The organism is Rhizobium sp. P38BS-XIX (assembly GCF_012641435.1).
In the GTDB taxonomy this organism is placed as follows: domain Bacteria; phylum Pseudomonadota; class Alphaproteobacteria; order Rhizobiales; family Rhizobiaceae; genus Rhizobium.
The window spans coordinates 21,871-34,328 of sequence record NZ_JABAIJ010000003.1 but is presented as its reverse complement, the minus strand read 5'-3'; the positions used below and the strand labels follow the sequence as shown (position 1 = coordinate 34,328).

12 protein-coding genes are annotated in these 12,458 nt (G+C 59.1%); 3 read left to right on the top strand and 9 right to left on the bottom strand.

All coding sequences use genetic code 11. The features are described 5' to 3' along the window. Positions 1-34 precede the first annotated feature (34 nt). From HGP17_RS12180 to HGP17_RS12150, 7 genes are all read right to left on the bottom strand, one after another. Positions 35-1,396 carry an MmgE/PrpD family protein gene (locus HGP17_RS12180; RefSeq protein WP_168809219.1) on the bottom strand — a complete coding sequence of 454 codons (1,362 nt, stop codon included), beginning with the start codon at positions 1,394-1,396 and terminating at the stop codon, positions 35-37. Then, positions 1,386-2,285, bottom strand: coding sequence for a polysaccharide deacetylase family protein (locus HGP17_RS12175; protein WP_168809217.1), 900 nt, complete (start codon positions 2,283-2,285; stop codon positions 1,386-1,388). Before HGP17_RS12175 ends, HGP17_RS12180 begins: the two co-directional genes overlap by 11 nt. Continuing rightward, positions 2,282-3,154 carry a polysaccharide deacetylase gene (locus HGP17_RS12170; protein ID WP_168809215.1) on the bottom strand — a complete coding sequence of 291 codons (873 nt, stop codon included), beginning with the start codon at positions 3,152-3,154 and terminating at the stop codon, positions 2,282-2,284. Before HGP17_RS12170 ends, HGP17_RS12175 begins: the two co-directional genes overlap by 4 nt. A gap of 130 nt (positions 3,155-3,284) precedes the next feature. Next, positions 3,285-4,115: an ABC transporter substrate-binding protein gene (locus HGP17_RS12165; protein ID WP_168809214.1), complete on the bottom strand. Its 831-nt coding sequence runs from the start codon at positions 4,113-4,115 to the stop codon at positions 3,285-3,287. A 41-nt stretch (positions 4,116-4,156) separates the two neighbouring features. Next, positions 4,157-4,918 carry an amino acid ABC transporter ATP-binding protein gene (locus HGP17_RS12160; protein ID WP_168809213.1) on the bottom strand — a complete coding sequence of 254 codons (762 nt, stop codon included), beginning with the start codon at positions 4,916-4,918 and terminating at the stop codon, positions 4,157-4,159. After that, positions 4,918-5,805, bottom strand: a complete 888-nt coding sequence (locus HGP17_RS12155; RefSeq protein ID WP_168809212.1) for an amino acid ABC transporter permease — start codon at positions 5,803-5,805, stop codon at positions 4,918-4,920. Before HGP17_RS12155 ends, HGP17_RS12160 begins: the two co-directional genes overlap by 1 nt. A gap of 294 nt (positions 5,806-6,099) precedes the next feature. Further along, positions 6,100-7,152: a LacI family DNA-binding transcriptional regulator gene (locus HGP17_RS12150; protein ID WP_168810047.1), complete on the bottom strand. Its 1,053-nt coding sequence runs from the start codon at positions 7,150-7,152 to the stop codon at positions 6,100-6,102. 463 nt (positions 7,153-7,615) lie between these two features. On the opposite strand from HGP17_RS12150, the gene HGP17_RS12145 reads away from it, so the two are divergent. The 3 genes from HGP17_RS12145 (at position 7,616) to HGP17_RS12135 (ending at position 11,241) form a co-directional block, all read left to right on the top strand. Further along, positions 7,616-8,572: a sugar-binding protein gene (locus HGP17_RS12145; protein ID WP_168809211.1), complete on the top strand. Its 957-nt coding sequence runs from the start codon at positions 7,616-7,618 to the stop codon at positions 8,570-8,572. Positions 8,573-8,675: 103 nt separating this feature from the next. Beyond that, positions 8,676-10,217 (top strand): sugar ABC transporter ATP-binding protein, encoded by a 1,542-nt coding sequence (locus tag HGP17_RS12140; RefSeq protein WP_168809210.1) that lies wholly within the window; start codon positions 8,676-8,678, stop codon positions 10,215-10,217. A gap of 28 nt (positions 10,218-10,245) precedes the next feature. Beyond that, the gene (locus HGP17_RS12135; protein WP_168809209.1) at positions 10,246-11,241 is read left to right on the top strand and encodes an ABC transporter permease; all 996 of its coding nucleotides are present in this window, start codon (positions 10,246-10,248) and stop codon (positions 11,239-11,241) included. A 73-nt stretch (positions 11,242-11,314) separates the two neighbouring features. Here HGP17_RS12135 and HGP17_RS12130 read toward each other — a convergent pair whose 3' ends face one another. After that, a complete protein-coding gene (locus tag HGP17_RS12130) occupies positions 11,315-11,875 on the bottom strand; it encodes a thioredoxin domain-containing protein (RefSeq protein ID WP_168809207.1) in 561 nt (186 codons plus the stop codon). A gap of 123 nt (positions 11,876-11,998) precedes the next feature. Beyond that, complete coding sequence (locus HGP17_RS12125; RefSeq protein WP_168809205.1) at positions 11,999-12,340, bottom strand: hypothetical protein; 342 nt, start codon at positions 12,338-12,340, stop codon at positions 11,999-12,001. Positions 12,341-12,458: the final 118 nt, after the last annotated feature.

Here is a 12,458-nt window from a genome sequence, read left to right as displayed (position 1 = left end):
TTGAACGAATGCCGCCCTCCTCCGGGCGCAACCTTTATTGAAGCAGCCCAAGCAGACTGCGGGCGTCGGTCTGATTTTCGAGATCGAGAACGTAGTCGCTGAGAACTTCGACCCTTGAAGCCGGCAGCACCATGCCGGCAAGCGCGGAATATTTGCCGATCAGTCGCTCATCGCTCAGCGGGTTCTGCGGACCTCCAAGCGGGAATTCGACGACGAGCCGATGTCGCGCACCCGCGGCAGTCACGATGGTGATTGCCGGTTCATCCTCGTCCTTCATGGCGGGATCGATACGCACCGTGATGCGCTCCATCAAGGGGCCGATCTCGGCGGCGGACCAGGCGGACTCCTCGAGTTCGGCCAGAAACACCTTGCCGTAATGTAGCCGGGCCGCCAGAGCATAGGGCAGGCTCATCTGGGCCTGCGCGCGGGACTCGATGACTTTGCCACCGCACATGCCGTACTGGAAGCCGCTTATATCCACCTCGATGCCTGCGATATCGGCGGGCTCGAGACCATGTTGCTGCAGCATGAGATCAAGCGCATCGATGCCCGCATGCGTGCCACGGCAAGTGGCGTGCGGCTTGATCGAGCATCGATTGAGCCGCCAGTAATCTCCGAAATCGCGCAAAAGCGCCTGTGGATCGCCCTTGCCCCCGCCGAAGGTCGCAAAAAAGCTGCCCCAGCGCTCCGCCTCGAAGGCGCTGTCGGGGCCTTCGAACCCATGGCGTGCGAGATAGGCGGCCATCAGGCCGCCTTCGGCGGCACGGCCGGCATGGAGCTTCTTGGTCGAGCTGCCATTGTGGATGAACGCCCAGGTGCCGCCGGCAAAGGAGCAGGCCGAGCCGAGAGCGGAGGCCATGGCATTCACGTCGAGCTTCACCATGCTGCCGACGGCGGCGGCAGCGCCGAATGCGCCGCACGTCCCCGTCGAATGCCAGCCAAGACCATTGTGCTCCTCATATCCGCCGACGGCTTCCAGCACGCGCCGGCCGACTTCATAGCCAAGCAGGACGCTGCGCAACAGGTTACGGCCACTTAACGGCTGGCTACGGTCGCCGAGTGCAGCAAGCACCGCAGGCAGGACGACGGCGCCGGAATGATCGCATCCACCGCTGTCATCGAGCTCGTAGGCATGGGCAGAAACACCGTTGACGAAAGCCGACGTTCTTGCATCCGACGCAATCGCTCGGCCCCAGATCAGGGAAGATCCTGTTCCGGCCTGGATATCGAGCATCGCGACGACGGCGTCGGTTTCGCGGGAAGCCGAACCGGCAATAGCAGCACCCAGCGTATCGAGAATATGAAGTTTCGCCTTTTGGATGGTCTCAGGCGGAAAGGCTTCATAGTTGGTCGAGCAGACAAGCTCCGCCAGCGCCTGGGTCAAATTATCGCTCACGGGACCGTTCCTCATCGACATAGGCTTCATAGACATTGATCGGGTGGTCGCCCGGTGCAGCAACGCCCTTGTCGGCGTGCCAGCGGGCGACGTCCGCAGCTGTCGCCAGCCACACGTCGTCGAAGCTCGTGATATGGGCAAGCAAGGCTTCAACGAGTGCGATCCGGCCCGGCGTGCCGGTCCACTCCGGGCGAAGCTGGATGACGTAACAGAGGCCGTATTTGCGGTAGGCATCGAACTCGGCGATCCAATTGCCCAGCACTGCCTCATAGGAGGGAATGCGACTTTGCCCCTTGGGGAAGGCGGGGGTGAAATTGAACTGGAAATAGGGCCGATCTTCCAGCTCGATGTGAACCGGGATCTCCACCAGCGACGAGGAATGGCTGTAGGGCACATCGTCGCCGTTCAGCGATGCAGACCAAGAATAGCCGGCCTCGACCAGCAGACGATCGAAGCGGCGCGGCCAATTGCCGGCCGGAAGCCGGAACCCGCAAACCTGGTTCGAGGCAATCGCACTCAGCGTCTCGCGGCTGCGCTTGAGAAGCTCGACAGCGGCAAGAGCAGACATCGCATCGTAGCGTTCGAAATTCCAGCCATGACTCTCAATCTCATGGTGCGGCACCACGACGTCGCGCAGCAGCGCTTCATGCTTCTCCGCGACGATACCCGGCACAAACCAGCTCGTGGAAATCCCGGCATCGGCAAAGGCGTTGCAAAGACGCTCGACGCCACGCGTGGCACCATATTGCCAGACGGAGAAACTCTTGCTGCGCCCTTTGAGGTCAGGCGCCTGCGCGACTGCATCAAGCCCGTCGTCAAAGATCACGGAGACGATTGCCGCGCATGTCTTGCCCTGCGGCCAGAAGCCTTTTGAAGCCGTATCGGTCATGCGGCATTCTCCGGATGTTGTGCGATCCACCACTTTGCGATTTCCGCACAGTGTGTTGCCCAGACGCTGTCGCCATGGGCCGTGATTGCCTTGAATAGACCTTCGAGGATCGCAAGCCGGCCGGGCCGGGCGCAAACTTTCGGATGCAGGATCGTCGTCCAGCAGAGTCCTTCGCGGTGATAGCCTTCGAATTCGGCGCACCAGTTCTTCTGAACATCGGCGTAGCCCGAGATGCGGTCGAGGCCGATGGGAAAATCAGGCTCTTCGGTATAGGCGAGCGCGGTATAATCATCGATATCCCAGCGCCCTGGAATCTCGACAAGCCCACGACCGCGCGATGTCGTATGAAAGTAAGGCCTGTCGTCGCCACGCATCGAGCTCGAATAGATGACACCGAACTCGTGCAGCAACTGCGCGGTCTCGTCGCTCCAGTCGCCAGACGGTGTGCGGAAGCCGACCGGCGTCACACCCATCCGGCTTTGAAAGATGTCGCGGGAGCGTCCCATGATATCGAGCTGCTGCTGGCGACTGCAGTCGATGAAGACCTCATGATAATGGCCGTGATAGGCGATCTCATGGGCATCGAGAAGGATTCGTTCGCATTGCGACGGCCAATGTTCGACCACCCAGGTCGGCACGAAGAAGGTCGCCTTGAGCCCATAAGCAGCCAGAAGATCGAGAAGCCGCGGCAGCGCTCGCCACGGGCCATAGGCGCCCTGCGTGAAATAGCGGGGATTGGAGAGCAGCGAGCCGTCGAGCATTGCATCGCCCGTCGGACCATCGACGTCGAAGGCGAGCGCCACAGCCGATTGCCGGCCTGCCGGCCACAGGCTTGGTCTTGCCGATTTGATTGCACTCTTCGCAGTCATGGGACTCTGGATGCGTTTCAAGGTGTTTTAGGACGCAACCACCCATCCGCGGGCGCTGACACGCCCCGGCCGATGGCTGCTTGCGATGGGAAAGAGAAGCGCCGTTGTTATCGCGGCGCTTCCTCAGGCGTTACTTGACGCCGTTGATCACGGCCTTCGGAACGGCATTGTGAACGAGGCCCCACTTCTTGAGGATCTCGTCATAGGTGCCGTCCTTGATCAGCCCGTCGAGAGCGCCGGCAACTGCATCGCGAAGCGCGGTGTGGTCCTTCTTGAAGCCGATGCCGAACGTGTCGTTGCTGAGCAGCGGCTCGCCGACGAGCGTATAGGTGTTGGGCTCGATACGCATCTGATAGGCGATGGTTTCGATGCCCTGCACGACCGCGTCATAACGGCCCTGCTTCATGCCGAGACGGGCAGCGTTCGAATCCGCAGTCCCCTCGAACTTGATGGCGGGCTTGCCCTTGCCTTCGCAATTCTCGGCACTCCATGCCTTGACGTTGTCACCGAAGGACGTGCTGCGGCTTCCGGCAACAGTCTTGCCGCAAAGGTCGCTCGGCTGCTTGTAGGTCGCGGCATTGGCGTTGACGGTAAAGAGGATCGGCCCGCTGGTGATGTAGTCGACGAAGTCCATGCTGGCCTGGCGCTTCACGTTGTCGCTCATGCCGGAGATGATCATGTCGGCACGGCCGGTCTGAAGGCCGCTCTGCAGTTCCTGGAAAGCGGACGTCACGAAGACGGTCGTAAGATTAAGCTTCTTGGCAATCGCGTTCGCCAGATCGACGTCGAAACCATCGATCGTACCGGTGTCCGGATTGACGAACTCCATCGGCGGATAGATCGGGTTGGTCATGATGCGGAGTTCGCCATCCTTGAGCAGATTAAGGCTCGAATCCGCGGAAGCAGCGGTGGCCGCAAGCGAAAGAAGGGCCGCCGAAACAGCAAGACGAATGAGTTTCATGAAATTCTCCTCTGATGATCTTTCTTCAGGTTCTTTTGTTGTTAAAGCACCGCAGAGATGAAGTTCTTCACTCTGGGATTCCTGGGGTTTTCCAATATGTCGCTGGGCGTTCCGGTCTCAACGATCATGCCGGCATCCATGAAGACGACACGGTCGGCGACCTCGCGGCAAAAGCCGATCTCGTGCGTAACGACAATCATGGTCGTTCCCGAAGCGGCGAGCTCCTTCATGACGCCAAGGACTTCGCCGACAAGCTCTGGATCGAGCGCCGAGGTCGGTTCGTCGAAAAGCATGGCCTTGGGCTTCATGGCGAGCGCGCGGGCAATCGCGATGCGCTGCTGCTGGCCGCCGGACAATTCGCCCGGATAGGCGCCTGCCTTGTCGGCAAGACCGACGCGCTGCAGAAGAACGCGCGCTTCGGCGATGCACTCCTGCTTCGGCCGCTTCTGCACGCCGACCGGACCTTCGATGATGTTCTGCAGGACCGTGCGATGCGGGAAGAGATGGAACTTTTGGAAGACCATGCCGACGGACTGACGCTGGCGGGCGATCTCACGATCCGGCAGCGGAAACAGCCGGTTGCCGTCGCGGCGATAGCCGGCGATCTCATCTTCGACCGTGACATAACCCGCATCGATCTGCTCAAGCTGGTTGATGCAGCGCAGGAAAGTGCTTTTGCCCGAACCGGAAGGTCCGATAATGCAAACGACTTCGCCCTTCCTGATCTCGAAATCGATGTCCCTCAGGACGTGAAAGGTGCCGAAATATTTCTGCAGGCCGTGTGCCTTGATGATCGTATCCATCAGGACGCCTCCCCGACCAGAGCCTGATTGGCGGCCTGCTGAGCGCTCGCATCGCGCCGGCCCCAGCCCTTGGAGAAGTGCCGCTCTATATAGACCTGTGCAATGCTGAGAATGGTGACGACGACCATGTACCAGATGGCCGCCACGATCAGCAGTTCGATGACACGCGAATTGACGTAGTAGATGTCCTCGACGTTTTTCAGAACTTCCGAATACTGGATGACGCTGGCGAGCGAGGTGAGTTTGACCATGCCGATGGTTTCATTGCCGATCGGCGGCACGATGACGCGCATGGCCTGCGGCAGCACAATCTTCAGCGTTGCCCGCAGCTTCGTCATGCCGATCGACTGCGCTGCTTCCATCTGCCCCTTGTCGATCGACAGAAGGCCGGCACGCACGACTTCGGCGGTATAGGCGCCCTGCTGGATACCAAGCCCAAGGAGAGCCGCAACGAACGGCGTCATGACATCGACGGTGCGGAGCGACCACAATCCCGGAATACCGATCGTCGGGAAAATCAGGGCAAGATTGAACCACAGGAGGAGCTGGAGCAGCGCCGGCGTACCGCGAAACAGCCAGACATAGCCGACCGAGATGCTGCGCAGAACCGGATTGTCCGACATGCGCATGATCGCGGCAATGACACCCAGAACGATGCCGACGATCATGGCGCAGAACGTCATGATGATCGTGTTGCCAACACCCGTCATGACGGCCCTAGTAAACAGGTTCTGTGCGACATATTCCCAGGCGATATCGCCCTTCCAGAAGGCTCTCGCCAGAAGAAGAAGGAGGATGATGCAGACTGCCGCCATGATCTTCGTGCCGATTTTTCGCTGCGGCACGATCACAAGCGCATTCACGTCCAGTGGCGCTGAGTTCGTCAAATTCGATCCCCTGAGCTCGTTGGTGAGCTTCAATCTTATAATGGGAAAAAACTTACGTTGCTTTGGAATTCATTCGCAAACGAGATTTAAGCATGTGATTTATGCAAACTACGCATAAATCAGAATTGCTGTTCCCGTTTCGCCCATGGCAAGGATCACGGGCAAAGCCGCGTCTAAGTGCCAGAAGGCCTGCCTCCGGAGCATCTGACAGTCGATAGGACCTACGCAGGACGGCACGAAACCTGATCCAGCCGGGTGGAAACCCTGGATTTGTGGGGTTGAAACCTGCCGGAACTAAGCCTTGCGGGGCTTGCGGCCGCCTGTCTTGGCACCGACTGGAGCCGCAACGGACGCCCGCTTGACGAGCGAGCATTCCAGCTTGGTCACCTGATAGCGCCGCTCGCGGGGCAGAACCGCCGTCTCCAGATGCTCGATCGCCCATTGCCCCATGGCCATGTGCGGGAGAACGGAAGTGCTCAACGGCGGCACGAGATGACGGCAGATATCTTCGTCATCGTAACCCATGACCGACATATCCTCGGGGATATGGAGCCCGGCTTCCTTGAGCGCCTCATAGCATCCGATGGCAGTTCGGTCATTCTGGCAGAAGATGGCGGTCGGACGCTCAGCAAGAGATAGCAGTTTCATCGTTGCGGAATAGCCCGCGCTGGCCGACCAGTCGCCTTCGATGACCAACTCTGGATCGAACGGAATGTCGGCGGTCGCCAGGGCGCGGCGATATCCGGTCAGTCGATCCTGCGCCGCCTGCATCCAAGGCTCGCCGGTGATTGTCGCAATGCGGTGATGGCCATGGGAGATCAGATGCCGTGTCGCCGTCTGGCCGCCGGCAATTTCGCTCGGAACGACAGCCGGAAAGGCATAATCCGCCGTGTAGCAGTTCAGCAGAACGATCGGGATATTGAGATCGTAGAGATAATCGGGGATTTCCACCTCGCGGGTGAAGATCGTCATATAGATTAGAGCCGAGATGCCGCTATTGCTGAGCGCCTTGATCGCTCGCGGCTCCATGACGGGGTCGCTCATGGTCTGGGCGACGAGCAATACATTGCCGGCATTCCAGCAGGCCTGACGCGCACCCTCGATCGCAACGACCGCTTCCGGGCTGGTGGCGAGCTGGTCGACGGCGAAACCGATAATGCCGTCGAGTTTCGATGATGACTGTAGTGCGGGGGGAGTTGAAAACACCGGCGTGACATAACCCAATTGACGAGCGGCCTCGATGACCCTGTCACGGGTCTGTTGCGACAGGCGCATGCCCGGCGTGTTGTTCAAGACGAAAGAGACCGCGGCCTGCGAACACCCAGCTGCCTTGGCGATATCCGTCATCGTCACTCTATTGCCGAGGCGACGGCCTTTGCGCTTCGCTGTCTTGGTATCGTCGGCTGCCTGGTCGCCGTCCGCGGCCGGTATCTTCTTCATGACAGCGTCTCATCTCCCCTGTGGCGAAATCGGTCGACGACCCCACCGCCGCTTCGCACGCTAATATTTATTATCATCAATGGAATGATTTCGGCAACTGCCGTCGCGATAAATAACGATCACAGTCTGCGGCGTTATCGCGCATCACCCTGCATTGCAATAAATATCGAGGTTTCCAAGGGGATGTTGGGCGGCGTAACGCAGATTCCCGTTGCTAATTCTATTTACTAATTAAAATTAGTCGTATACCGTCGCTCTTGTGGTTGGACGTGCCGCGTCTCGCTCGCGAGAGGCCCTAGGAGGGGGTGCAGGACCGATCTGCCGCGAATTGCAACTGGGCCCAGACAGAGCGGCCTACGGGAGGATTATCATGAAGTACCTAACAAGGGGCGCCGCCGCCTTTGCGGCAGGGTTGATGCTGAGCTACGCAACGGCGTCCTACGCCGCCGACAAGCCGACGCTGGCCTTTGTGGTCAACGGCGCTTCCGACTTCTGGAAGGCTGCCGAAGCCGGTGTAAAGAAGGCGCAGGCCGAACTACCCGACTTCAACATGGAATTGAAATATCCCGAGCAATCCTCGGTCGCCATCCAGCAGAGATTGATGGAAGATCTCGTTTCCGCCGGCGTGAAGGGCATCATGGTTTCCGCCGTCGATCCGAAGACGTCGACCGAAGGTCTGAACAAGATCGGCTCGCAGACGGCGCTCTTCACCACCGATAGCGACGCACCCGACACCAACCGTGTCGCCTATATCGGCTCGTCCAACGTCGACGCTGGCAAGCAGGCTGCCGAAATCGCCAAGAAAGCCATGCCGAATGGCGGCAAGTGCATCGGCTTCGTGGGCCTTCTCGGCGCAGACAATGCCAAGGAGCGCATCCAGGGCATGAAGGACGGCATCGCCGGCACGAAGATCGAGCTTGTCGATGTCCGCGGCGACGATATCGACCAGACCCGTGCGAAGAAGAACGTCGAAGACGCTCTTGTTGCAAGCCCTGACGTTACGTGCATGGTCGGCTTCTATTCCTACAATACGCCGCGCATCTACGAAGCGCTGCGCGAAGCAGGCAAGCTTGGTCAGATCACGGTTGTCGGCTTCGATGATGATCCGATCACCCTTGGCGGTGTCAAGGAAGGCACGATTGCCGGCACCGTCGTTCAGCAGCCTTACCTCTGGGCGTACCAGGGCATGAAGCTGATGGCGGCCTACCTGAAGGGCGACAAGTCCGGCATCCCTGCCAACAAGCTGATCATCATCCCCACGAAGATCATCGGCAAGGATGATGTCGACGCCTATGCGGCGAACCTGAAGGCGATGGCCGGCAATTAACGGTCCTCCCGCAGCAGCGCCGATTGCGGGGATCGGCGCTGCTGTTCCTTGAACGTCCACGACGCATCGGCTTGCAGGCCACATCGTACGGGCTTTAATTGGCATGAATGAGCAATCAGATACATTGGCGACGGACGCGACGGTGCCTTTTCTCAGCCTATCGAGAATTGGCAAGACTTATCCCGGTGTCGTGGCCCTCGATAACTTCTCCATGGATGTCACACCCGGCGAGGTCATCGGCCTCGTCGGCGAAAATGGCGCCGGCAAATCAACCCTGATGAAAATCCTCGGCGGCGTCGTCAAACCGGACCGGGGCAACATTCGGCTTGATGGCGTCGAGCAGACATCGTTCTCGGTCGAGACCAGCATCGCCTCCGGTATCGCGTTCGTTCACCAGGAGCTCAATCTTTTTGAGAACCTTGATGTCGCCGCGAATATTTTCCTGGGACGCGAGCCGCTTCGCGGCGGTCTCCTGAAGCTTGTCGACCGAGACCGCCTGCGCGCGATGGTCGCCCCTCTCCTGAAGCGCGTCGGTGCGAACTTTACGGCCGACACGCCCGTCGCCTCCCTCTCTCTTGCCCAACAGCAAATGGTGGAGATCGCCAAGGCGCTCTCGATCAATGCACGGCTCGTGATCCTCGACGAGCCGACATCCAGCCTGCCTCTGTCCGAGACAGAAAAGCTGCTTAACGTCATATCTTCGCTGAAGGCAGAGGGCATCAGCGTCATCTTCATCTCACATCGCTTGCACGAAGTCTCGCGCGTTGCCGATCGGGTGATCGTGCTACGCGACGGCACGCTGGTCGGCTCCTTGCCCAAAGAGCTGATCGATCACGACCGTATGGTCAAGCTGATGATCGGCCGTGCGCTGAGTGCACGCGACGCAGAGCCGGCTCGGCCCCCTGGCAATGTAGCGCTGAAAGTCTCCGCCATCCGGACCGCGGCCTACCCGACGCGACCCGTCGATCTCGATATACGCTATGGCGAAATCCTCGGACTTGCAGGCCTCGTCGGATCGGGCAGAACGGAACTTGCGCGTGTCCTTTTCGGGATCGATAGAAGCTATGGCGGTGGTACGACCGTGCTTGACGGCCGCGACATCAAGATCACCTCCGCCCGGGAAGCCGTTGCAAACGGCATCTTCCTTGTTCCTGAAGATCGCAAGCTGAGCGGCATCCTGCTGGATATGCCGATATCGCAAAATATATCCCTGCCCAATCTACCGGCCTATTCTCCGCGTTTTATGGTATCCTCCGAGCGGGAGAACGCCGCTGCCGAAAGCCAGCGCAAGCAGCTGAGCATCAAGGCGCCGTCGATCTCGACGCGTACGGGCACTCTTTCGGGCGGCAACCAACAGAAGGTTGTTCTCGCCAAATGGCTGTCGATGCGTCCAAGGGTCCTGATCTTCGACGAACCGACGCGGGGCATCGATATCGGCGCCAAGAATGAAATCTACAGCCTGATGCGCAAGCTTGCCGATGCCGGTGTCGCGATCCTGATGATCTCGAGCGACATGGAAGAGGTGATCGGTGTCTCAGATCGAATTGCGGTCATGCATGAAGGGCAGATAGCCGGCATTCTCGACAAGGATGAATTCAGTCAGGAAAACGTACTTTTGCTCGCCGTCGGCAAGACGCTACACTAACGGCTGCAGCCAACAGGAATTGAAATCGATGAGTAAGAAAGACCTTGGCCTGCTCCTTTTGATCATTGTCGTCGGCGTTGTCGTGACGGTCATCAATCCGCGCTTCCTTCTGCCGATCAATCTCGCCAATACGTCCAACCTGATCGGCCTCTTCGGGATCCTGTCGATCGGCCAGGCCTTCGTCATCATCACCGGCGGCATCGAGCTTTCCGTAGGCTCGCTGGTGGCCCTGCTGGGCGTGCTGTTCATCGATTTCATCGCCGTGCAAAACATGCCCTGGGCGGTTGCTCTACCCCTGATCCTGGTCCTCGGCGGCGTTCTCGGCGCCATTCATGGCTGGCTGATCACCAAGCTCAACCTCCAGCCCTTCGTTGTCACGCTGTGCGGCCTTCTGATTTATCGTGGTGCTGCACGTTTCTATACGGCAGACGGCACAGCGGGTTTCGCTTTCGGCCAGAATTTCCCTTCGCTGGAATTCCTGACGGCCGGCCGTTTTTATGGCGTGCCGAACACCTTCATAGCGCTTGTGATCATCGCGATTGTGATGTGGATCGTCCTCCACCGCTCTGTCTACGGACGCTATCTCTATGCCATCGGCAAAAACGAGGAGGCCGCAAAATATTCCGGCATTCGCACCTCGAAGATGGTGATGATCTCTTACGTCATATGCGGCGTGCTGACCGCGCTTTCGGCGATCTATTTCGCGATGTACACGCGCTCGATTTCACCGGCGAGCCATGGACAATTCTACGAACTTTATGCCATCGCGGCGGCCGTGCTCGGCGGCTTCTCGCTACGCGGCGGCGAAGGCTCGCTGGTTGGCGTGGTCTTGGGAACGATCCTGCTGCAGGAACTGCAAAATCTGGTCAACCTGCTGGGCATTCCCTCCTCCCTCAACTTTGCGGTCATGGGCGGCGTCATTCTGATCGGCGTGCTGATCGATCAGCAATGGAGCGCCATTCGCGCGCAGCGCCGCCTGCTGTCCGCCGCCCGGCAGGCAGACGTGCGACAGCCTGCCGAGTAGACGCAATCATGGCGGCCATCATTGGCCGCCATGGGAAAATACGACGGAATAGAAAGCAGAAGCGGCTGTGATTTCAGATCGCAGCCAGCTTCTTGACCCAGGCGCCAACCTCGTCACCGCTGCCCATATCGGCCTGCACGAGACCATCGATCATGAATGTCGGGGAAACGTGGATGCCGTTCTGTCGGGCATATTTGCAATGCCACTTGATCTCCCGATCCAGATCCGGGATCGAGAACGCCGACTTCAATTCGACACCGCTGTAGTTTTCAAGCCGCTCGATCAACTGGTTCGGCGTTACGTCCATGTTCGGCCCGCCGGCATGATGAGCAAACTCGAACTCCTCACGGTGGGCCGCGATTGCAGCCATCACCTTTTTCGCCGTCTCCTTGCCGCCGGCAAGTGTGGAGGCAGCCAGGATGCAGCGGACCAGAACACCGGAATACATGTGCCAGGGCTGAGACTGCAGCCGGATCTTGATGGTTATTCTATCCGCGCCCGCCTGTTCGAGGAGAGCGTCAAGCTTGTTGAATACCTTGACCGAGTATGGACACGTCGGCTCCAGAAAGACTTCGAAAACACGTGGGCCATGGCCCCAAGCCAGAGGATCCGCGCGCCAGGCTACATCGGTCATGCTGATTTCCCGTTGTTCGATGTAAGTTGCGATAGTTGCTTTCTCGATCCTTGCAGGAAGCATCGCGGGGATCAATGCATAGCATGAAATGATCCCCACAAACGCCATGCACTCTCAATGTGGCTAGTTCTGCGTACCGTTTCGGCTTGGCTGCTGCGGCGTACTGTTGATGCCTTGCTGGTTGTTATCCGTCCGATCGGTGGGGGCAGACTGGCTCGGCTGTCCGGCCGGCGGCGTGTTATCGATCGTACCGCCCTGCGGCTGATTGCCGTTGGTCGTGCTAATGGATGAACTGTTCGTTTGCGACTTATCGGGATCGATATGCCGACCCCAGATTTCGACGCCGACCCAGACTATTCCAGCCAACACGAGCGCAGCGATCAAGAGCGCGAAGAGATGCGTCCCACGGACGCCTTGCCGCGCTTCGGTTGCCGAAAGCGGCTCCTTATTATCCCTGGACATCATTGGAAGCCTCCGATTGTTGCGGGATGGTATTGTTACTTAACAAGCACCCACGGAGATGGTTCCCATATGGCCAGCCTTATTGACGTGCCGAAAGCGGGAACATTGCGAGCAACCGGAC